The organism is Chitinophaga niabensis, from assembly GCF_039545795.1.
In the GTDB taxonomy this organism is placed as follows: Bacteria; Bacteroidota; Bacteroidia; order Chitinophagales; family Chitinophagaceae; genus Chitinophaga; species Chitinophaga niabensis_B.
The window spans coordinates 4,670,315-4,690,845 of the sequence record NZ_CP154260.1 but is presented as its reverse complement, the minus strand read 5'-3'; the positions used below and the strand labels follow the sequence as shown (position 1 = coordinate 4,690,845).

Annotated in this window: 21 protein-coding genes; 8 read left to right on the top strand and 13 right to left on the bottom strand. The window is 45.4% G+C overall.

Annotated elements, in window-relative coordinates:
* Positions 1 to 58: 58 nt before the first annotated feature.
* The 5 genes from AAHN97_RS18545 to AAHN97_RS18525 all read right to left on the bottom strand — a co-directional run bounded on the left by AAHN97_RS18545 (position 59) and on the right by AAHN97_RS18525 (position 6,318).
* Positions 59 to 463: a (R)-mandelonitrile lyase gene (locus tag AAHN97_RS18545; RefSeq protein ID WP_343303560.1), complete on the bottom strand. Its 405-nt coding sequence runs from the start codon at positions 461 to 463 to the stop codon at positions 59 to 61.
* A 62-nt stretch (positions 464 to 525) separates the two neighbouring features.
* Entirely contained in the window at positions 526 to 1,578 is a 1,053-nt protein-coding gene (locus AAHN97_RS18540) for an alpha/beta hydrolase (protein WP_343303559.1), read from the bottom strand.
* Between the two features lie 87 nt (positions 1,579 to 1,665).
* Positions 1,666 to 2,544, bottom strand: a complete 879-nt coding sequence (locus AAHN97_RS18535; RefSeq protein WP_343303558.1) for a helix-turn-helix domain-containing protein — start codon at positions 2,542 to 2,544, stop codon at positions 1,666 to 1,668.
* Between the two features lie 53 nt (positions 2,545 to 2,597).
* On the bottom strand, positions 2,598 to 3,200 hold the full coding sequence (locus AAHN97_RS18530; RefSeq protein ID WP_343303557.1) for a class I SAM-dependent methyltransferase: 603 nt from the start codon (positions 3,198 to 3,200) through the stop codon (positions 2,598 to 2,600).
* A gap of 67 nt (positions 3,201 to 3,267) precedes the next feature.
* Entirely contained in the window at positions 3,268 to 6,318 is a 3,051-nt protein-coding gene (locus tag AAHN97_RS18525) for a T9SS type A sorting domain-containing protein (RefSeq protein ID WP_343303556.1), read from the bottom strand.
* A gap of 195 nt (positions 6,319 to 6,513) precedes the next feature.
* On the opposite strand from AAHN97_RS18525, the gene AAHN97_RS18520 reads away from it, so the two are divergent.
* Positions 6,514 to 7,020 (top strand): hypothetical protein, encoded by a 507-nt coding sequence (locus tag AAHN97_RS18520; RefSeq protein ID WP_343303555.1) that lies wholly within the window; start codon positions 6,514 to 6,516, stop codon positions 7,018 to 7,020.
* A 426-nt stretch (positions 7,021 to 7,446) separates the two neighbouring features.
* Here AAHN97_RS18520 and AAHN97_RS18515 read toward each other — a convergent pair whose 3' ends face one another.
* The 3 genes from AAHN97_RS18515 to icd all read right to left on the bottom strand — a co-directional run bounded on the left by AAHN97_RS18515 (position 7,447) and on the right by icd (position 11,288).
* Positions 7,447 to 8,577 (bottom strand): TlpA disulfide reductase family protein, encoded by a 1,131-nt coding sequence (locus tag AAHN97_RS18515; protein ID WP_343303554.1) that lies wholly within the window; start codon positions 8,575 to 8,577, stop codon positions 7,447 to 7,449.
* Positions 8,578 to 8,666: 89 nt separating this feature from the next.
* Positions 8,667 to 9,899: an NADP-dependent isocitrate dehydrogenase gene (locus AAHN97_RS18510; RefSeq protein ID WP_343303553.1), complete on the bottom strand. Its 1,233-nt coding sequence runs from the start codon at positions 9,897 to 9,899 to the stop codon at positions 8,667 to 8,669.
* A 72-nt stretch (positions 9,900 to 9,971) separates the two neighbouring features.
* Complete coding sequence (gene icd, locus AAHN97_RS18505) at positions 9,972 to 11,288, bottom strand: NADP-dependent isocitrate dehydrogenase (protein ID WP_343303552.1); 1,317 nt, start codon at positions 11,286 to 11,288, stop codon at positions 9,972 to 9,974.
* 60 nt (positions 11,289 to 11,348) lie between these two features.
* Between icd and AAHN97_RS18500 the strand changes: the two genes are divergently transcribed.
* The 5 genes from AAHN97_RS18500 to AAHN97_RS18480 all read left to right on the top strand — a co-directional run bounded on the left by AAHN97_RS18500 (position 11,349) and on the right by AAHN97_RS18480 (position 15,049).
* Positions 11,349 to 12,011, top strand: a complete 663-nt coding sequence (locus AAHN97_RS18500) for an FAD-binding oxidoreductase (RefSeq protein ID WP_343303551.1) — start codon at positions 11,349 to 11,351, stop codon at positions 12,009 to 12,011.
* Between the two features lie 120 nt (positions 12,012 to 12,131).
* A complete protein-coding gene (locus tag AAHN97_RS18495; protein WP_343303550.1) occupies positions 12,132 to 12,842 on the top strand; it encodes a LiaF transmembrane domain-containing protein in 711 nt (236 codons plus the stop codon).
* Positions 12,843 to 12,918: 76 nt separating this feature from the next.
* On the top strand, positions 12,919 to 13,272 hold the full coding sequence (locus tag AAHN97_RS18490) for a DUF4288 domain-containing protein (RefSeq protein WP_343303548.1): 354 nt from the start codon (positions 12,919 to 12,921) through the stop codon (positions 13,270 to 13,272).
* A 3-nt stretch (positions 13,273 to 13,275) separates the two neighbouring features.
* On the top strand, positions 13,276 to 14,343 hold the full coding sequence (locus AAHN97_RS18485; protein ID WP_343303547.1) for a sensor histidine kinase: 1,068 nt from the start codon (positions 13,276 to 13,278) through the stop codon (positions 14,341 to 14,343).
* Positions 14,318 to 15,049: a LytR/AlgR family response regulator transcription factor gene (locus AAHN97_RS18480; protein WP_343303546.1), complete on the top strand. Its 732-nt coding sequence runs from the start codon at positions 14,318 to 14,320 to the stop codon at positions 15,047 to 15,049. Before AAHN97_RS18485 ends, AAHN97_RS18480 begins: the two co-directional genes overlap by 26 nt.
* Positions 15,050 to 15,134: 85 nt before the next feature.
* Here the strand turns inward: AAHN97_RS18480 and AAHN97_RS18475 are convergent, their stop codons facing one another.
* From AAHN97_RS18475 to AAHN97_RS18465, 3 genes are read right to left on the bottom strand one after another with little or no spacing between them, the layout of a single operon-like run.
* Entirely contained in the window at positions 15,135 to 15,530 is a 396-nt protein-coding gene (locus tag AAHN97_RS18475) for a thioesterase family protein (protein WP_343303545.1), read from the bottom strand.
* Between the two features lie 9 nt (positions 15,531 to 15,539).
* Complete coding sequence (locus AAHN97_RS18470) at positions 15,540 to 17,420, bottom strand: Nramp family divalent metal transporter (RefSeq protein WP_343303544.1); 1,881 nt, start codon at positions 17,418 to 17,420, stop codon at positions 15,540 to 15,542.
* A 9-nt stretch (positions 17,421 to 17,429) separates the two neighbouring features.
* Positions 17,430 to 18,089: a metal-dependent transcriptional regulator gene (locus AAHN97_RS18465; protein ID WP_343303543.1), complete on the bottom strand. Its 660-nt coding sequence runs from the start codon at positions 18,087 to 18,089 to the stop codon at positions 17,430 to 17,432.
* Between the two features lie 107 nt (positions 18,090 to 18,196).
* Here AAHN97_RS18465 and AAHN97_RS18460 point away from each other — a divergent pair, with 107 nt between their 5' ends.
* The gene (locus AAHN97_RS18460; protein WP_343303542.1) at positions 18,197 to 19,123 is read left to right on the top strand and encodes a hypothetical protein; all 927 of its coding nucleotides are present in this window, start codon (positions 18,197 to 18,199) and stop codon (positions 19,121 to 19,123) included.
* Between the two features lie 5 nt (positions 19,124 to 19,128).
* Positions 19,129 to 19,518, top strand: coding sequence for a VOC family protein (locus tag AAHN97_RS18455; protein WP_343303541.1), 390 nt, complete (start codon positions 19,129 to 19,131; stop codon positions 19,516 to 19,518).
* Here the strand turns inward: AAHN97_RS18455 and aat are convergent.
* Together aat and AAHN97_RS18445 are read right to left on the bottom strand one after the other, a co-directional pair.
* A complete protein-coding gene (aat, locus tag AAHN97_RS18450) occupies positions 19,513 to 20,157 on the bottom strand; it encodes a leucyl/phenylalanyl-tRNA--protein transferase (protein WP_343303540.1) in 645 nt (214 codons plus the stop codon). The genes AAHN97_RS18455 and aat overlap by 6 nt on opposite strands.
* Positions 20,158 to 20,454 (bottom strand): ATP-dependent Clp protease adaptor ClpS, encoded by a 297-nt coding sequence (locus tag AAHN97_RS18445; RefSeq protein ID WP_343303539.1) that lies wholly within the window; start codon positions 20,452 to 20,454, stop codon positions 20,158 to 20,160.
* Positions 20,455 to 20,531: the final 77 nt, after the last annotated feature.

The following is a 20,531-nucleotide window of genomic DNA, read 5'->3' as shown; positions in this document are numbered from 1 at the left end:
TACAACCTTAGGCGCCCCTGATTCATATAAATAGTATTTTTATGAAGAGAATGACAGGCTAATCATTGTTTCCTTTATATTGCTCATCTGTAACTTTCTCCATCCATTCCACCACTTTGCCGTTCAGGTTTTCCTGAATAGCAATATGGGTCATTCCTGTAGTTGTTGTAGCGCCATGCCAATGTTTTTCATTCGGCTCAAACCACACCACATCTCCAGGATGTATCGTTTCCACCGGACTGCCTTCACGCTGCACCCATCCACAACCAGCTGTTACAATTAATGTTTGCCCAAATGGATGCGTATGCCATGCCGTTCTTGCACCCGGCTCAAAAGTCACACTGGCCGCTGCGCCGCGTCTTGCCTCATTGTAGTCAAACAGGGGATCTACTCTTACAGCACCGGTAAACCAATCTTCCGGTCCCTTACCGGAAGGTCTCGAACCTATTCTTGTTATTTCCATGGCTTTAGGTTTAACTCAATCTAACAAAATTTTATTACAAACAGTTAATAGAAGAAAGCTGCCTATTTAAGACATTCAGTAAAGAATACAGTGAGCTTATCGAAGGGAATTAATTCAATTTTATCGTAAAGATCTACGTGGCCAGCACCCGGCACGTAATATAGTTCTTTTGGTTCAGCTGCACGCTTGTAAGCATCTTCACTAAACTCCTTTGAGTGTGCCTGATCGCCCGTAATAAAAAGCAGAGGACGGGGAGAGATTGTTTCTATGTCATTGAAGGGATAGAAGTTCATAAACTTAGTGTTGCTGCTTAGGGTTGGATGTGTAGTGAGTTCAGGAAACCCGCCTTTTGGAGTGTACTCACCTCTTGGTGTACGATAGAAATCAAAAAACTCACTCTGAACAGGATGTGTGTTTTCATCCAGGTTATCTACAGTTCCACTGGTGTATTTTGTTGCATCACCATTGAACTCTGCATAACGCTGCTCAGCAGCTTCCGCAATAATTTTCTTTCGTTGCTCAAGTGTTTGTGAGTGATTAAGCGCATTTCGATTGGCAGCCCCCATGTCGTACATGCTGATAGTTGCAACAGCTTTTAATCGGGGATCTATCTTAGCGGCACTGATGACAAAACTTCCGCTGCCGCAAACGCCAATCACACCAATCCTGTTCCTGTCAATAAATGGGCGAGTACCAAGAAAGTCTACCGCCGCACTGAAATCTTCAGCATAAATATCAGGCGCAACAACATTTCGTGGCTTTCCTTCACTTTCCCCCCAGAAAGACAAATCGATAGCTAAGGTAATAAAACCACGCTCAGCCATATTGGAGGCATATACATCTGCACTCTGCTCTTTAACGGCCCCCATAGGATGTCCAACAATAATAGCAGCATGCTTTTTACTTTGATCCAGGCGCTTTGGAATAAAAAGATGCCCGGCAACATTCATATCGTACTGGTTCCTAAAAATAACTTCATGCATTGTTATGCTATCGTTCACCCTGAAGGTGGTATAGCTTTTTGGATCTATCTGTTTCATTGTTGTTTTTGTTTGGGCTGAGGCCCGTCCAATTAAAATGGACGAAACAGCAAGCATTATTATTTTTCTGATCATTGGTTTCTGTTTTATTTGTAAACAACACAAAGTTACCCCGAAGCCAACCCCTGATGGTAACGATTATCAAACCAATGATTAAGAAATTCAAACTAACGCCTCCCGAAATGTGGTTGGATTCATTCCGGTGATCTTTTTGAAGAAATTATTGAAATATGTAGGGTATTCGAAACCAAGGGAGTAGGCGATTTCCGCAACGTTCCAGTCAGTATGTTGCAAAAGCGCTTTGGCTTCACGGGCAATGCGCTCTGTGATATGCGTAGTGGTAGATCTGCCGGTTGTTTCCTTCACGGCGCGGTTAAGGTAGTTCGCATGAATAGCAAGGGAATTAGCGTAATCCTGGGCAGTCCGTAAAGAAAGGGGCCGGTCGCTGTTCTCAACAGGAAACTGTCTTTCCAGTAATTCAAGGAAAACAGAAGTGATGCGCGATAAAGCGTTCTTCTGCTGCTCAAAGTTTTCCGAAGGTTGAAGTTTCAGCGCTTCATGGATAATGAGGTGAATATAATTGCGGATCAGATCGTCTTTATAGGTATAGTCAGTCTGCTGCTCTTCCATCATCTTTTGAAAGATAGTATTTAGAAACAGCCTTTGCGACTCTGTAATCTTCAAAATAGATGTGCCGCCGATCTTAAAGAATGGCGATTGCTGCAGACTTTCAGACCGTTCAGACAGCCTCAGGAAATCTTCCGAAAACAGGCAGGTATAGCCTACATATGTAGTTGAAAGCGTTTCCCAGGAATACGGTACATGTGGGTTACCAAAGAATAGTACAGTTCCCTCTGCCTCAAAACTGCGGTCCGCATAATGGATAATGCTCTTTCCCGTAGTTAGGCAGATCTTGTAAAAGTCTTTCCTGCTATAGATCTTGGTGGCATTACTATCACTTTCAAGTTGCCAGACATTGAAACCTCGTAGTTTCAACTCATTATTGAATTCGGATACGGAACGTCCAATTTTAGCAGCCATACGGCAAAGTTAAGAAATTCAAACTTATGGACTGCATCGCTGGAATAACTTCCCTAATCACTTTTCCTGCATTTGATCAGAAAGAAAGGATAGTTCTCAGTAACCTCAGTGATCTCAAACAGCCCGGCCTGATCAAACTCTGCGTGAATGGATGCCCTGTCATAAAAGAACATCTTAACACCACCAAACATCTCATAACGGTCCTTGCTTATTAAGGTACCCTGTCCATAGGTCTGTGCTTCCTTCGAGATAACCGTAAATACCATATGGCCATTCTCCGATAACTGATCATAACAATCACGGATCAGTTTCGCTCTTTCAGTACTATCCAGGAGATGTATTAAAGCATAGCAGAATATTCCATCATAACGCTTATTGTCATATGGCATATCAGTTACTGACCCATGATGGATCACCATGTCCTCACCATAATGTTTCCGCGCCATTTCAATAGCCGTTTTGGATATCTCAATACCCGTTACTGCCATCCCGCTATCTATGAATACTTTTGCATTCCGCCCATAGCCAATTCCGGGAATAAGCACGTGCCTCACCGACTTCTCAACAAAAAGATCCTTTGTCAATACAGCAGACTTTGCAGGCTCGAATCCCCACATTTCCTTTTTTTCATTAAAAGCAGATTCCCAGAATTCCATCATCAAATATAAAGAAAGCCCCCAGGAAAACGTGTTTCCTGAGGGCTTTAATAAAACACTCCGTTACTTAATACTTCACAATGATCCGCATTACGTTACGTGTTCCTTCCAATACATGCAGGTAATAGATGCCATCTATTGAAGAACTGATATTAAGACTTACTTCAAAATATTTAGCACCATTCGGCGTAGCTACTGTAGATAAGACAACGTTTCCGCGATAATCAACCACCATAAATGTATGCGGCCGTACCGGCGCATTTTCCAGTTTCACTTTAAACTGCCCTGATGTAGGGTTCGGATATACTATTGCCTTGATCTCCGGGATCAATGTGCCGAGTCCTAATACAAGGATCTGTTGCGGAACAGGAACAGCAGGCTCATAGTTGTCATTACCTGCCTGATCCGCCTGGATAGTGATTAAACCTTCATAGTTTAACTTGAGCACATTGCCACTGAGGTTCCCATTTCCTGATACAATCGAAAACCCAACCGGTAAACCGGAAGAAGCCGTAGCAGTCAGATACACCGTTTGTCCTTTTACCTTCGCAGGAATAGCATCGAATGTGATGGTCTGTTGCGCTTTATGCACTACAATAGCCTGTTCCACAGCTATGGAATCATAATTCTCATTCCCTGCCTGTATCGCTCTCACAATGATGGACCCTGCTCCGGTGATGGCTACCAATGAATCAGTTAACACGCCGGGTCCGCTAACCAATTCAAAGGTTACCGGTAAACCGGCATCAGAACTGGCATGCAGCACAAAAGCGCTATCCCCGAAAGTTTTCTCAGGCACCGCTTCAAAACTGATCTCCTGTGCAGCTTTAGCCACGTTAATAGAGAGCTCCGCAGTTGCCGGGAAATAATCTGTTGACCCTGCCTGTGTGCCCCTGATCACAATCGTTCCTGCACCTGTAAAATGTAAAGCAGAATCCGTTAATGTACCGGGCCCGGAGATCACTTCTAAAGAAACCGGTAAGCCAGATGTACTCACTGCTCCAAAAAGTTCCAGTGGCTCATCACCATAAGTGATGTCAGGTACTTCGTTGAAAGAAACAGATTGATGACGGCGCTCAAATAATTCCCATTCTGAAAACTGCGTACCCGTATGTCCATTGTTAGCCGTAACATTCAGCCGGTAATAACGATAGGGAATAGTATTGCTGTCTACAGAGAATGTTCTGGTCAGTTTCCTCGTAGCAAAACTTTGATTGATCTGGCTATCGATCAGTGCCCATGTTACACCATCATTAGAACCAACCAGGTTCCAGTTCTTAGGATCACGCTCCGGAACATCATTCCCCGATGTTAAAGTGTAACGCGTAACAATCCCTGGTTGCGTGGAAGCATATTGTACCCACAGTGCTTTTCTTCCACTGATATAATATTTGGTACTGGTATTGTTATCAATAAGACTTGTAAAATTCTCAGTAGGTTTGGAAGTATTGGGATATTGCCCTGTAATAACCCCGCCATTATCAGTGAGGTCAAAAGAAGCAATGACAGTATCAGCACCATACCGCACCGGAGGTTCCGCAAGAATGCTTTGTCCACGCGCGCGGAGAGAATCCCACAAAGGAGCCACGAGCTGTTTGGGAATAGCAATATTCCCCACCGCAGAATCTCCAAGACGCTCCCGTAACTGTTGCAGGTAAAGGCTCCTGGGTATTACATGTGTACCCCAGCTTTCCCAATACCCGTTGCCGCTTTGCTTTTTCCCGATGTTACCGATACCCCAGTTCCTCGCACCAAAAGGACTGGACACGAGTATATCGCTTGTATAGGAATAAACATTCCAGAATAAAGTCTGTGCACCAGACCATCCATGCCCTGTTCCAGACGCTCCTCTGTTCTGCACCCTGATCTGTCCGCCATAGATATTATCATACAACTGTCCGGTAGACCATCTGTGATGCGGCCCGATATCAGCCCGGGTATTTTCAGAACTGCAATCCAGGAACACATTCGGACCGGGAACTTTGGAACCGCTCACCAGGTCGTGACGGCCTCCCCAGGTAATGCAGCGCTGATATAAATTACTGGTAGCATTGCCATCCAGGTTAAAGGAATATTTCCTTCCGCCGGTGGTAATGGATTTGGGATCTATCATCGCACAATCTTCTACCGTATTAAAACGACTCATATTACTAAGACTTACCAGCCCATTTCCAAAGTACTTACCGGTTACATGTTTGATCCAGCTGTTTTCCGTACGGGTAAAAACAATCGCATACCAGCCATGGCTTTCATCTTCATCATTCTGAAAATAAGATTCGATCCGCAATTGCTCCAGGCCGCATTCACTGATCCTGCCCGTAATATTGGAACGGTACACCTCACCACCGCCTAATGTAGTTTCAATCGGGTCTACAATAGGAATATCAATAGTGATGGTAGCTCCGCTAACCGCTGTGATAGTTCTTTCATAAGTAGTTTTATACCCTGAAGCCGTCCAGCCATACTGCCGCATATCCAGTGTATCGATCCAGAGATCGTTCGGCGTTTTCTGTACCACCACTTTATCACCTACGTGGAAAGTGTGATTGGCAGCCACATCAAAAGTTTTACTACCGGTAGGCACATACGAAGAAGTAATGCGGAATTTGCTGCCGCTCACTTCTCCATAACCACTACCGGCACCCTGTACTTTGATCAGGTCATGCTGTGTTTTCTGCGTGGCAATGATCACCGTTCCATTCACCCCGTTTCCAGCTCCCCGTAGCACAACCCCGCTGGCCTTAATGAAAATGGAACCTTCCACAGGATACACGCCTGCTTTTAATAACAACACCCCACGATGTCCGTTAGCCTGTAAAGGCAATGCAGATACTCTGTCTATTGCAGCCTGGATGTTAGCGCGGTTATCTCCCTCAACAGGAGAGATACTGTCAGATACTTCCCATACCGGAATGCGCACCCCGCCACCACGATAACCTGCATTCGAAAAGTCAGGTATCTGGTTGACCGTATCGGTCTGTCCCTGGTTGGCGTATTTTTTATACACCAACTGTCCATTTTCCATGGAGATCAATTGTGCTTTGGTGCTGTGGCCAACAGCGAGCAAAATAGGCAATAGCAACCCGGCCAAAAATCCTTTGAGTGTAGATTTTTTCATAAGTGGAATTTTAATATCCCAAAAAATAGAAATATTATCCCAGCCATGTTAATAGCATATTCGCTTCCTGCAATGACATTTTCATTTCCGGGCAATTCAGCAGGGCACTCCTTGTGTTCTCCCATATCTAAGATTCGCTTGACATAGGCTCAAGATTCGCATTGTTATATGCCATCTTTGTCTTATCTTAGCAATATGGCAGTATCTGAACATAACGTCATCACAAAAGGAGCCACCGGCACCTTCGGCAAACAGATCGTCTTCCGCCAGCGGAACGGCAAAACTGTAATGTGCGCTCCCCCTTGCAAGTATCCTCCCAAAACCGCCAAACAGATAGCCAACCAGGAGCGCTTCAAAAGGGCCAATGATTTCGCGAAAGCCGCCATCAAAGACCCCGAAAAGAAAGCTTACTATCAATCCATCGCCAAACCCACCCAAACAGCCTTTAACGCAGCTTTTCAGGATGCTTATAATAAACCGGAAATAGAAGTAAGTGTAGAAAATGAAACAGTGATCGTAAAAACAAAAGCTAAACATCGCATTGAAAAAGTAAAGATCATTACCCCCAAAGCAACAGGGTTTGCAGTTTGGAAAAACAACCGCTGGGAACACAAACTCGTAGAAATCCCCTTTACAGTGGTCGTATATGACATCGCAGGTAATATCTGCACACAGGAAATAAGTCAGGAAATAAGAACATAGCCCCCATCAGTAATAAATTCCCTTCTGCGTAAATCTAATTCCTGATCATTAAGATCAGCGATAAGGATTCCCTGTACCTTGTGCATATATTCACACCACGTGTGAATTCCCCCTTAAGCATCGGCATAAAAGCCAGCAACCCCGGCAACAAACAATACCGGGATGGGATGGCTACCCCGGAGCCCAAAAACCACGCAACCTGACGTTTAAGTTCTAATAAAAAGAGCGCCGCTATTATCAGCGCCGCTCTTTGCAATTTTACGTTATTCCCCAGCTCTTAAAAAAAGCTTGCTAAAAACCCCCTATACCAGCGGAAATAAGCATAAAAAAAATTCGACCGAAAACTGTTCCCTATTGCCTCTTATAACCAATGGGCTAGTTTTTTCGGTCGAATTTTTTTTATGCTTATTGGGAGCGGCGGAATGATTATTTAATCACCTCAGCCAGCTTATCCTCCAGGTTCTTCCCACGAAGGTTCTTAGCAATGATCTTCCCATTAGGATCCAGCAGGAAATTCTGCGGAATAGAATTCACCGCATACTGCTGAGCCACCGCATTCTTCCAGAAAGCCAGGTCAGAAACCTGCGTCCAGGTAAGATTATCATCAGCGATCGCCTTCACCCATTTATCATGCGCACCTTCCTGGTCCAGAGAAACCCCCAGCACCGTAAAGTTCTTGTCTTTATAAGCATTATACGCCTTCACCACTGTAGGATTCTCCGCACGGCAAGGTCCACACCAGGAAGCCCAGAAATCGATCAACACATATTTACCTCTGAAAGAAGCCAGCGAAACCGGTTTACCTTCAGGGTCATTCTGTGTGAAACCAGGCGCAATAGCCCCAATAGCCACAGCCTTCACCCGCTCAAGACGTTCAGCATACTTCACACCCGCCTCGCTTTTTTGCACACCGGCAGCCAGGGTATTGAAGAGAGGTTTTACTTCCTCATAATCAGGGAAAGAACCTGCATATTCCTGTAAAGCCTCAAGACCAAGAACAGATTTAGGTTTGGAAGCAATGAACTTCTTCAGCACTTCTTTACGGTCTTTTATGATAGCATCGTTAGTAGCCATTATACCAGCATAGAACACAGAATCCTTACGCTCAGCTTCTGATTTGCTCATCCAAAGCTCCATCAGATCGGAGTTACGTTTCTCCAATGGCTTCAGCAAAACATCCAGGTCATTACTTTCCTGGTTGGCAACACCGCCTTTCACTTTGGAAAATTTGATGGAATCCGCGCTCTCAATAGAGATCGTACCATTTTCCAGGTATACTTTAACACGTTCCGTACCGTTCACAAAGCGGGAAGCAGTAGGACCATAATATAAGGATACCATAGCTCTGGTCGGTTCTTTCACAGTACCTGTGAACTCAAAGGAACCATTTGTAAGCGTAGCGGAATCCGTTACCTGTTTACCATCTGCCGCATAACGGAGGTAAGCTTTGATAGGAGCATTCAATTGCCCCACCTTGCCTTTAATGGTATAATTAGTTTGTGCTCCGGCCAAAGCGGGTAACAACAGTAGGCCGGGGAGGATAGATGATAGTTTCATTTTAATGTTTTGTTGGTTTTGATTTAGTCCCCGTAAAATAAAAAAAGTCCCGCAATTCCTGCGGGACTTTGTGATTATCGGTCAAAGCCTTATTTGTTCAGCTTAATTTTCAACGCTTTATCCAGTTCCTCCAGGAATTCCTCTGTATAGAGGTAATGTTTGCCATGTTCCACTTTGTTACCATGGATACATACTGCGAGGTCCTTCGTCATTTTACCGCTTTCCACCACTTCGATACAAACCTGCTCGAGTGACTGGCAGAAGTTGATCAGGTCCTGGTTGTTATCCAGCTTACCACGGAATTCCAGACCGCGGGTCCATGCAAAGATGGAAGCGATAGGGTTGGTGGAAGTTGGTTTACCAGCCTGGTGATCACGATAGTGACGGGTAACGGTACCATGTGCTGCTTCTGCTTCCATGGTTTTACCATCAGGTGTAACCAGGGTAGAAGTCATCAGACCCAGGGAACCAAAACCTTGTGCTACAGTATCAGACTGTACATCACCATCATAGTTCTTACAAGCCCATACAAAGTTACCATGCCATTTCAGTGCACTGGCCACCATGTCATCGATGAGGCGGTGCTCATAAGTAAGACCGGCTTTATCGAATTCAGCTTTGAACTCCTGTTGGTAAGTTTCTTCGAAGATATCTTTAAAACGGCCATCGTATTTTTTCAGGATGGTGTTCTTGGTGCTGAGATACAAAGGCCATTTTTTGATCAGGGCCTGGTTGAAACATGCACGTGCAAAACCACGGATAGATTCATCCGTATTATACATGGCCAGCGCAACACCATCACCTTTGAACTGGTATACTTCATGTTCAATCACTTCACCGTTCTCACCTTCAAATTTGATAGTGAGTTTACCTTTACCTTTTACTACGAAATCGGTTGCACGATACTGATCACCAAAAGCGTGACGGCCGATACAGATAGGGGCAGTCCAGTTAGGCACTAAACGCGGAACGTTCTTCATCACAATAGGCTCACGGAACACAGTACCATCCAGGATGTTACGGATAGTTCCGTTCGGTGATTTCCACATTTGTTTCAGCTTAAATTCCTTTACGCGTTCTTCGTCAGGCGTAATGGTAGCACATTTGATACCAACGTTATATTGTTTGATAGCATTGGCCGCATCGATCGTAACCTGGTCATTTGTCTCGTCACGGTATTCCATGCCAAGGTCATAATACTTTATATCTAACTCCAGGTAGGGGAGGATCAGTTTGTCTTTAATGAACTTCCAGATGATCCGCGTCATTTCGTCGCCATCCAGTTCAACCACAGGGTTTGCTACTTTGATTTTTTGAGACATTGATTAATAATTTTTTAAATGTGTGTCGATAGTAAACACGAAATATACAAATAGCCTGAATAATATGCAAACTTAGAGCTGTTTGATGATCTCATCCGCAAACTCACTGCATTTTACCAGGGTGGCATCATCCATTAGTTTGTAGAAGTCGATCGTTACTCTTTTACGCATGATAGCAGTGCTGAGGCCATGTACAATGATCTCTGCAGCTTCCTTCCAGCCCATGTATTCCAGCATCATTACGCCGGAAAGGATCACGGAAGAAGGGTTCATGGTATCTGTGTTGGCAAAGCGGGGAGCTGTGCCGTGTGTTGCTTCAAATACAGCGTGGCCGGTAGCATAGTTGATGTTACCACCTGGTGCAATACCAATACCACCTACAGCAGCGGCGAGGGCATCAGAGATATAGTCGCCGTTCAGGTTGAGGGTAGCGATCACGGAGAAGTCCTGTGGTGCCAGCAGGATCTGCTGCAGGAAGTTATCTGCGATCACATCGTTAATGATGATCTTGTTATGCGCCTGTGCTACTTTGATCTCGCGGTTGGCTTCATCTTCCCCTTTCTCAGCTTTGGTTTTCTCCCATTGCTCCCAGGTATACACTTTATCGCCAAATTCACGTACAGCCAGTTCATAACCCCAATTCTTGAAGCCACCTTCCGTGAACTTCATGATATTTCCTTTGTGCACGATGGTCACAGTGGGTTTTTTATGCTCAACGGCATAAGTGATGGCCGCACGTACCAGCCTTTCCGTACCTTCTTTAGATACCGGTTTGATACCAAAAGAAGAAGTTTCAGGGAAACGGATCTGTTTAACGCCCAGTTCTTCCTGTAAGAACTTCAGGAGTTTGTCCGCATCAGGTGTGCCATACATATATTCAATACCGGCGTAGATATCCTCTGTGTTTTCACGGAAGATCACCATGTCTACCTTCTCAGGATGTTTAACGGGAGAGGGTACTTTGTTGAACCAGCGTACAGGACGAACGCAGGCATAGAGGTCAAGCTCCTGGCGCATGGCCACGTTCAGGGAACGGATACCGCCACCCACCGGTGTACTCAGCGGGCCTTTGATAGATACGAGGTACTCTTTCAGCGCATCCAGCGTAGCTTTGGGGAGCCATTCGCCTGTTTCTTTAAAAGCCTTTTCGCCAGCCAGTACTTCTTTCCATTCAATCTTACGATCGCTGCCGTAAGCCTTTTCAATAGCTGCATCAAACACGCGGACACTGGCACGCCAGATATCCGGCCCGATGCCATCACCAATAATGAACGGAATAATAGGATGGGCAGGGACCTTGATCTGCCCGTTAATCATCTGAATTTTTTCTGCCGGCATATTCTGAGTTATTGTTTTATTAATTGACCGCAAAGGTAACACATTTGTCATACGGATAGGGTATCCCAATTGTGATAATTACCTTAAATTAGATGAACAATTGGGCGAGTCATGACAGAACATATTGTTGCAATATTGGATATAACCCCTGTAACCCATAACGTTAAGAGATTCAGGATAGAAAAGCCCGCCGGCTACAAGTTTGTGCCGGGGCAGGCAACAGATGTGTCCATTAACAAACCCGGCTGGGAAGCAGAACTCCGCCCTTTTACTTTCACCGCCCTCAACCATTGGGATTTCCTGGAATTCACCATCAAGATCTATAACGACCATCCCGGCGTCACCAATCAACTGGGCAAACTTAAGGTGGGAGACAGTCTCCGGATCCATGATGTATGGGGAGCTATCCATTACCAGGGGGAAGGGGTTTTTATTGCCGGAGGAGCCGGTGTCACTCCTTTTATTGCCATTTTCCGGGACCTGGAAAAAGAAGGCAAAGTGGGTAATAATAAACTGATCTTTTCCAACAAAACCCGCCAGGACATTATCCTGGAAGAGGAATTTCAACGCATTCTCGGCCCAAATTTCATCAATACCCTCACAGATGAAGCCATTCCCGGGTATGATAATCACCGGGTAGACGAAGTGTACCTTCGGGCCAAAGTGAAGGATTTTAACCAGAATTTCTATATCTGTGGCCCCGATCCCATGGTGGCTGCTATCCAATCCACCCTCAAAAAATTAGGCGGTAAATCCATCGTGGTGGAATTGTGATCATTTTCACCGGCAATTTCCCCGGTTTTACCGGTAATACCCCCATTCCTGCCTAAGCAGTATTGATACAGATACAGCCCCGGAGTAGATTTGTATCATAAAATTCAAAAACACAAAATAATGAGCAGACTTAATCGTCAACAAGATAATAGCGGTAATGGTCTTTGGGCCGGCGTGATAGTTCTTTGTATTGGTCTATTCTTTTTCCTGGACCGCCTGGACCTCCGCATGCCGCACTGGGTATTTAGCTGGCCTATGTTGCTGATCGTGATCGGTTTTATAATGGGCGCAAAACGTAAATTCCAGGGGCCGGCATGGTTCATCCTGATGCTGGTAGGTACCGTGTTCCTGGTAGATGACATTGTTCCTTTTGCATGGGACCTGCGCCGGTTCATGTGGCCGATCATCCTGATAGTTATAGGTGTATACCTGATCGGTAAAGCTTCCAGCCGCAGACAGCAATATGATGAATATCTGCGGGGAGGAAGCACCAGCGATGATTATTTACAGGCCACTACTATTTTCAGCGGCTCCAATAAAGTAGTGCTGTCCAAAGATTTCAAAGGAGGTAATATCACCACCGTTTTCGGCGGCACAGAACTGAACTTTATGCAGGCAGACATTCACGGAGAAGTTATACTCGATATCACCACTTTATTTGGTGGCGTTGAATTAGTAGTTCCTTCCAACTGGGATGTGAAGTTAGATGTGAACACCGTATTCGGTGGAATTGAAGATAAACGGGGGATAAACCCCATGCCAAATTCCGGCAAAACTTTGATCATCAAAGGTTCCTGCACATTTGGCGGGGTAGACCTGAGAAGCTTTTAACCTTTCCTTCCGCCATCCTTTTTATTCATTGTTTTTTACCCCTCCATCCTTATCATCACCTGTAAACCATAATAACATGTATTGGTTTGTTGCAAAGATCGTTTACCAGATAATATGCGGAAAAGGAGAACACCTCCCGCAATTCGATGAGCAGTTACGCCTGATCAGTGCTATCAATAAACAAGAGGCCTGGAAAAAAGCACTGCAGATCGGAGAACAGGAGCAATACGCATTTAAGAATCAAAGAGAGGAACTGGTAGAATGGCGCTTTATCAATGTGCCTGAATTGTATACACTGGACGATCTGAAAGACGGAATGGAACTGTATTCCCGTGTAGAAGAGCCTGAAAATGCCAGCAACTATATTGCCCTGTTGCAGATGAAAGCAGCCCAGTTACAATCACAGAAGTCTTTTGAATTAAACGTATAGAACTTGGCTACACATCTGTTAAAAGAAAAGCCTTACCGCTGGACCTTCGTCATTGGTTTCATCGTTTTTCTCAACCTGCACCGCGTTATTTTATACAACTGGCTGCACCTGAGATTAACGATTGCCGTAACGGAAAGTCTTGTTCATAATATCCTGCTTTTTTTAGCCGTAGCGGCCATCACACAAATGCAGGCATATTACCGGCCGGTTAACAGGAGATATGTGAATGTGGCCGTCCTTACCACCGTAGTAAGTTTGATCTGGCTGGCAAGTGTATATTGCCTTTTAAAGGCCTTCTTCGGAAATGAAGTAATATATACACAATGGTTATCAGACACACTGCCCATCCGTTTCGCATTAGGCTGGATGCTGATCACCGGTACCGGTTTTATCAGCTTCTTCATGTACGAAATGGAAGAAACGCGGGAGGTCCTCGCCCGGAAAGAAGCAGCAGAGAAATTATCCAAAGAAGCAGAACTCTATAAACTGCGGCAGCAATTGCAGCCGCACTTCCTGTTTAACAGCCTGAACTCTATCAATGCCCTCGTATCCATCCGCCCGGAAGAAGCCAGGCAGATGATCCAGAAACTGAGTGACTTCCTGCGGGGCACACTCAAAAAAGAAGACCAGCTCTGGATACCGTTGAAGGAAGAACTGGTGTACCTGGAATTGTATCTCGATATTGAAAAAGTTCGTTTCCGTCACCGTTTAACCACTACCGTTAATACGGCAGAGGATGTTTCAAACATGCAGATCCCGCCCATGCTGCTGCAGCCCGTGGTAGAAAATGCCATTAAATTCGGGTTGTATGATACAACAGAGGCGATCAATATAGCGATCGAAGCCAGGAAAGAAAACGAGGTGCTGATCGTATCCGTTTCCAATCCATTCGATCCGTCTTTACAACAACAGCCTTACCAGGGAACAGGCTTTGGCCTGAACTCTATCAGCAGAAGATTGTTTTTATTATTTGCGCGGCAGGACCTGTTGGAAACGAAGATCAACGACAACATATTTACCACCATCATTAAAGTACCACAACTCCATGATAAAAACAGTTCTGATAGATGACGAGCCGCTGGCCAGGGAACTGGTGAAAGAATTTCTGCTGGCGCACCCGCAGATAGAAGTAGTAGCGGAATGTAATGATGGCTTTGAAGGACTGAAAGCCATCCAGCAGTATCAACCCGATCTGATCTTCCTGGACATCCAGATGCCGAAGATCAATGGATTTGAAATGCTGGAACTTGTGGATAAAATTCCCTGCGTGATCTTCACCACCGCTTTTGAAGAATATGCCATCCGCGCGTTTGAAGTGAATGCCATTGACTACCTGCTCAAACCCTTCTCCCGCGACCGGTTTGATAAAGCCTTACAGAAAATGCTGGAACGGCGGACAGAAGTAACCGCTGCCTTACTGGAAAGCACTTCGCAGGAAATGCCCATGCAGCATAACAGGGTAGTGGTAAAGATCAATGGAAAGATCAAGATCATCCCGGTACAGGATATTCATTACCTGGAAGCAGCAGATGATTATGTGAAGATCGTTACACAGGAGGGGCCTTTCCTGAAGAATAAAACAATGACTTTCTTTGAGAAGATGCTGGACCCGCAGCAATTTATCAGGGTGCATCGCTCTTTTATCCTGAACGTGAGCCAGATCACACGTATTGATCCTTATGAGAAAGAAACTTATCTCGCTATCCTGCGGGATGGCAGTAAAATATTAGTGAGCAAAACAGGATATCCAAAACTGAAGGAAGTGCTGGGGCTATAAACGCTGGCACTTCTTAAAAAAAGAATAAACCTTAATTCCGCAGTTGCTGAAAGAGGTTTTCTTTTTTAACAGTCCATGCCAGATGTTAGCGCTGCAACTTTTGAAACACAGCCTCCAGCTTCTCTTTTTTCAGGACCTTCTGCCCATTCTCCCCTGTGGCAATAACCCTGTCCCCCACCTTTATTTCCAGCGTACAAATGATCTCATGCCCGTTTAATGTTTTTACGGTAGCCCTGAAATCAACCGTACTACCTTCCAATGCAGGAGATACATGTTGCAGACTCAGCATTGTTCCGATCCCTTCTTCATCCGCCTCTTTCATTTCCAGTACAAACAAGCGGCAACACCATTCTGCATCCCGTGCCAGTGCAAACGTAGCATATACCGGATGCACCAGCCCGCTGTCAAATGCAGCACAATCTTCTTTCCGTACTACACGCTGGAAAGTTTTAACATCACCTGGTTGAAATAAAGCTTGCATGTAATGTTTTTATTGAACTACTAACACAGGAATATGAACATAGTGCCGTACGTTGTTCACCGTTTCCCCATAGATCCAATCCTTGATGCCCGTATGCCCATGCCCGCCCAGGATCAGCAGGTCTGCCTTTTCCTGTTTCACGATCCGTACAATTTCTTTTGCACGGTGGCGGTATCCCAATATTCCTTTTGCATGGATGTTCTTGCTTTTCAGCAACTCGAGATAAGTATCTAACTGCTCCTGGTCTTTCCGTGTTTCGAAGTCATCCGCATCTTTCCCGAAATACCGCGCGGAAGCACTCTCTACTATGTGTATCAGTACATACTCCGTATCCGGTTGCCCTTGCGCCAGGGCATTGGCAATGATCTTTTCATCAAACTGTGAAAAGTCGAGCGCCAGGGCAATCCTTTTGTACTTCGGCGCTTCCAGGTTGCCCAATGTAACCTGCGTAGGATGCATACGTGCTGAACCTTTCTGACGGTAGCGGCTGAGGAAAGGATAGATAATAGTGATCACCAGCAATGCCACAAATACCACCCCGATGAAGATGATCAGGGCATCTACCCATCCATTTTGGTTTTCACTGATAAAGGTACTGGCTTCGGAATATACCATACGTATATTAAGGTACACCAAAATGGTGGCAATCAGCCATGCAAGCAATTTTACATGCCACCTGATAGCAAACTGCCCCATCGTTTGTTTATCACTTACAAAGTGTATCAATGGAATAACGGCAAAGCCTAATTGTAAACTCAGCAGTACCTGGCTGAACACCAGCAACTGGCCTATCTTTTCTTCTCCTGAAACCCATATCACGATCAATGCCGGTACAATAGCCACCAGCCTTGTGAGTAATCTCCGCAACCAGGGATTGATCCGTAAACGCAGATATCCTTCCATGACGATCTGTCCTGCGAGGGTGCCTGTAACTGTAGAGCTTTGTCCTGCTGCGATCAATGCCACCGCAAAGAGGATCGGCGCTAGCTTGCCGCCCAGCAAAGGTTCCAGCATACGATGTGCTTCATGCAGGTCCGCAATTTCCGTATGCCCTGCTTTAAAGAAAACAGTGGCGGCAAGAATGAGGATGGCTGCGTTTACAAAGAAGGCAAGGTTCAAAGCAATGGTGGTATCCCAGAAATTTATTTTGATGGCCTGTTTAATACCGGCCTCTGTTTTTTTGATCTTGCGTGTTTGCACCAATGCAGAATGCAGGTATAAATTATGCGGCATCACCGTAGCACCGATGATACCGATGGCAATATATAAAGCTGTTTCATCCGGCAGGGAAGGAACAAAACCTGTTACCACTTCTGATACATCCGGTTTGGCGAGTAATAACTGTATGAGGAAAGAAGTACCCACAATGGCCACCAGCGCAATGATAAATGCTTCCATCTTGCGGATGCCATAACGTTGTAACAGCAATAGGAGGAAAGTATCCAGTACTGTCAGCGAAACACCCCACATCAAAGGCATGCCCGTTAAAAGTTGTATCCCGATGGCCATGCCCAGCACCTCTGCCAGGTCAGTAGCAGCAATGGCTATTTCCGCCAGGATATACAAAACAAAGTTTACCGGCGCGGGATAAGTTTCCCGGTTAGCCTGTGCAAGGTCCCTTCCGCGAACAATGCCCAGGCGGGCACTGAGACTTTGCAGCAGCAGGGCCATCATATTGCTCATCAATAAAACCCAGAGGAGCGTGTAGCCGAATTTACTACCACCGGCAAGGTCTGTAGCCCAGTTTCCCGGGTCCATATATCCTACACTCACTAAATATGCGGGGCCGAAGAATGCTAATATCCTGCGCCATTTGCTGGTGCTTTGGCCGGTTGTATCTATGCTTTGATGTACTTCGCTGAGAGATGCCGCGTGGTCCTGCAGTTTCATAAGGTCTTCTTACAATGATTTTACCATGATTGTTTTCGATACCTGCTCACTGATCGTAAAGGCAGATTGATTCTTGATCTTGATCTCTACAGAGTTGTCAAAATCGTAGCGTTCAATGATCTCGATCTGTGTGCCCAGCCTGATGCCTTTGGCATTCAGGAATTCCAGCAGGGAGGAGGATTGGTCAGACACCCCGGCCACTTCCAGCCTTTTGGCCGTAGCTTTGTCCAGCGAAACAAGCTGTTTCGATTTGCTCATTTTGCCCTGTGCATCCGGAATGGGATCACCATGCGGATCCGTAGTAGGGTTCCCCAGGAATTCGCTGAGGCGGTTCACGAGTTTTTCACTTTTCACATGTTCCAGTTCTTCCGCAATCTCATGTACCTCATTCCAGCTGAAAGCCAGTTTATCTACCAGGAAACATTCCCACAGCCGGTGGCGGCGAACAATCTGCAAAGCATACCTGCGCCCTTCCGCTGTAAGCGTAATGCCCTGGTATTTTTCATAGTCTATCAGTTTCTTCTCCTTCAGCTTTTTGGCCATATCCGTCACCGAAGCCGGTTTGGTATCCAGGTCATAAGCGATGGCATTGGTACTCACCACTGCAGTACCATCCTGTAGCTTGAAAATAGCTTTGATGTAGTTCTCCTCCGCGTTCGTCAAATTCATGGTATCTAAAATATAATTTAGACAAATCTAAATAATAATTTTCAAATTAGGAAGTTCTGGGAGATATATGGAATTATATTTACCTTTTCGCCCAATTATAGCATGATATGAGCAGAATCCTACTCCTGACACTGATGTTTGGCCTGTTTGTGGCCTGTACGAATACTTCCAAACCAGCCAATGATGAAGATCGTGTGCTCACTTTTAAAGATTTCAGGGAGTTTTTTCCTGAAACTGCTTTAACCTACCGGCTCAACGCGGATTCGCTGAAACACCGTATTCCGGATACATTTGCCCTCAAAGCAAAGGTGGTAAAGCAATTCCTGCCGGATACCCTGGCAAAGGGTTCTTTTACAGCGGCAGAGAAACCTAAATTCTTCCCCCGCGCCTATATCAAAAAAGGAGATCAACAGTTTTTTATCGTGGAAGGAGCTACCAAAGCAGGTAGTGTTGCCTGGTTATGTATATATGATAAAGAAGGAAAATTCCTGCAACGCCATCTGGCAGCAAAAAATACCGCCGCAAACAATACCCGCATGGGGCTTGTGATGGATGCCAGGAACGACCTGAGGGTGACCACGGAAACCCAAAAGGCTCCCGGCCAGATCTCCACCCGTGATGATGTATACGCTATCAACCCGGACGGCAGTCTGGCGCTGATCATGACCAATTCCAATGAACCTGCTGCCACCGGTTTATACAATCCCATAGATACCCTGCCCCGTAAACACAAGTTCTCCGCCAATTACGCTTCCGGAGAACAGAACCTTGTATCCATCCGTGACGGGGAAACACCGAAAGAGTTTTTATTTTTTATACATTTTTCACGTGATAAAGGCGAATGTGTAGGAGAATTAGATGGTGTGGGCCGTTTCACCACAGCTACTACCGGCCAGTTCAGAGATAAACACACTTCCTGCATTGTGGATTTCAAATTCAGCAGCGGAAAGGTGAGCATCAAAGAAACCAGCTGTGGAGCTTACCGTGGGATCAAATGTTTCTTTGAAGGTACTTTTATCAAAAAGAAAAAATAACACACATGAAACGTGTAACCGGTATCGGCGGCGTCTTCTTTAAATGCGAGGATCCTGCAAAAATGAAGGAATGGTATGGTAAACATCTGGGTTTACCTGTTACCGACTGGGGCGCCAGTTTCAGATGGAGAACGGTAGAAGATCCGGAAAAAGTAGGCCGCACGGAATGGAGCACCATGAAAAATGATACGGACTATCTGCAACCCAGCGATAAACCTTTTATGATCAATTACCGGGTAGACAACCTGGTGGCATTGCTGGAACAACTTAAAACAGAAGGTGTGCAGATAGCAGGAGAGATCCAGGAATCTGAATATGGCAAGTTTGCCTGGATCATGGATCCGGAAGGGCATAAGATAGAATTGTGGGAACCACCTGCGGATGAGTCATTATAGGTTCCGCTGCACAATATCCGTAAAGGTGATCCTGCTGATAAAACGGGCTCCCAATGAAGCCAGGTGATGTGTATGTACCTGGCAATCCACCATGGCCAGTTCATTTTCATATTGCCGTATAAAAGTGATGAAAGCAGCTTTGGAAGCATTACTTACTTTCGCAAACATACTTTCCCCAAAAAAGCATCGCCCTATTTTTACGCCATACAAACCGCCCACCAGTTCTTCATTTTGCCAGCATTCCACAGAGAGGGCATATCCCGCTTTATGTAACCGCAGATAAGCTGCCATCATATCTTTTGTGATCCAGCTGCCATCCTGCCCCTCTCTTTCAATACTGCTGCAATTACTGATCACCCCTGCAAAGTTTTCATTGACGGAAATACGGAACGGCGATTTCTTCAACAGCTGTTTCATACTGTTGGATACTTTCAATTCGGAAGGGAACAATACAAAACGGGGATCGGGAGACCACCAGAGGATGGGTTTACGGTTATACCAGGGAAATATGCCGGAGCGGTAGGCCAGTAACAGCCTTTCCATACTGAGGTCCCCACCGATGGCCAGCAGGCCATCCGGTTCCGCCTTATGGAGGGGAGGAAAGATCAGTTCATTATCAGGTATCTGGAAAAGGGGCATTTATGAAGCTACAGTTTCTTCCAGGGTGGCGCTGATCCCTCTGTCGAGCAATGCTTCGAGCATGGGTTTCAGATCCGTGTATTCACCTTCTTTCACGGCGTATTTACCATTATGATGAATAATGAGCGCACATTGTTCCGCCTGCTGTTCCGTATGTCCGCAAACTTCCACTAACGACTGTATCACCCAGTCGAAAGTATTTACGTCATCATTCCAAACTACCAGGCTGAATGGATATTGTTCTTCTGTTTCTACCAGCACTTCCGATTTTTCCTGAACGGAGGTCCTCGTGCCCATATAACTCATATTCTGCAGATGTTTACACAAAGTTACATTTTTTTGGCAATGACCATGGTTTTGGCAGAATGATCGTA

What these genes read in the sequence shown, in the direction of transcription:
- AAHN97_RS18545 (WP_343303560.1), bottom strand. Translation starts at nt 463, where the DNA reads ATGGAAATAACAAGAATAGGTTCGAGACCTTCCGGTAAGGGACCGGAA.
- AAHN97_RS18540 (WP_343303559.1), bottom strand. Translation starts at nt 1,578, where the DNA reads ATGATCAGAAAAATAATAATGCTTGCTGTTTCGTCCATTTTAATTGGA.
- AAHN97_RS18535 (WP_343303558.1), bottom strand. Translation starts at nt 2,544, where the DNA reads ATGGCTGCTAAAATTGGACGTTCCGTATCCGAATTCAATAATGAGTTG.
- AAHN97_RS18530 (WP_343303557.1), bottom strand. Translation starts at nt 3,200, where the DNA reads ATGGAATTCTGGGAATCTGCTTTTAATGAAAAAAAGGAAATGTGGGGA.
- AAHN97_RS18525 (WP_343303556.1), bottom strand. Translation starts at nt 6,318, where the DNA reads ATGAAAAAATCTACACTCAAAGGATTTTTGGCCGGGTTGCTATTGCCT.
- AAHN97_RS18520 (WP_343303555.1), top strand. Translation starts at nt 6,514, where the DNA reads ATGGCAGTATCTGAACATAACGTCATCACAAAAGGAGCCACCGGCACC.
- AAHN97_RS18515 (WP_343303554.1), bottom strand. Translation starts at nt 8,577, where the DNA reads ATGAAACTATCATCTATCCTCCCCGGCCTACTGTTGTTACCCGCTTTG.
- AAHN97_RS18510 (WP_343303553.1), bottom strand. Translation starts at nt 9,899, where the DNA reads ATGTCTCAAAAAATCAAAGTAGCAAACCCTGTGGTTGAACTGGATGGC.
- icd (WP_343303552.1), bottom strand. Translation starts at nt 11,288, where the DNA reads ATGACAAATGTGTTACCTTTGCGGTCAATTAATAAAACAATAACTCAG.
- AAHN97_RS18500 (WP_343303551.1), top strand. Translation starts at nt 11,349, where the DNA reads ATGACAGAACATATTGTTGCAATATTGGATATAACCCCTGTAACCCAT.
- AAHN97_RS18495 (WP_343303550.1), top strand. Translation starts at nt 12,132, where the DNA reads ATGAGCAGACTTAATCGTCAACAAGATAATAGCGGTAATGGTCTTTGG.
- AAHN97_RS18490 (WP_343303548.1), top strand. Translation starts at nt 12,919, where the DNA reads ATGTATTGGTTTGTTGCAAAGATCGTTTACCAGATAATATGCGGAAAA.
- AAHN97_RS18480 (WP_343303546.1), top strand. Translation starts at nt 14,318, where the DNA reads ATGATAAAAACAGTTCTGATAGATGACGAGCCGCTGGCCAGGGAACTG.
- AAHN97_RS18475 (WP_343303545.1), bottom strand. Translation starts at nt 15,530, where the DNA reads ATGCAAGCTTTATTTCAACCAGGTGATGTTAAAACTTTCCAGCGTGTA.
- AAHN97_RS18470 (WP_343303544.1), bottom strand. Translation starts at nt 17,420, where the DNA reads ATGAAACTGCAGGACCACGCGGCATCTCTCAGCGAAGTACATCAAAGC.
- AAHN97_RS18465 (WP_343303543.1), bottom strand. Translation starts at nt 18,089, where the DNA reads ATGAATTTGACGAACGCGGAGGAGAACTACATCAAAGCTATTTTCAAG.
- AAHN97_RS18460 (WP_343303542.1), top strand. Translation starts at nt 18,197, where the DNA reads ATGAGCAGAATCCTACTCCTGACACTGATGTTTGGCCTGTTTGTGGCC.
- AAHN97_RS18455 (WP_343303541.1), top strand. Translation starts at nt 19,129, where the DNA reads ATGAAACGTGTAACCGGTATCGGCGGCGTCTTCTTTAAATGCGAGGAT.
- aat (WP_343303540.1), bottom strand. Translation starts at nt 20,157, where the DNA reads ATGCCCCTTTTCCAGATACCTGATAATGAACTGATCTTTCCTCCCCTC.
- AAHN97_RS18445 (WP_343303539.1), bottom strand. Translation starts at nt 20,454, where the DNA reads ATGGGCACGAGGACCTCCGTTCAGGAAAAATCGGAAGTGCTGGTAGAA.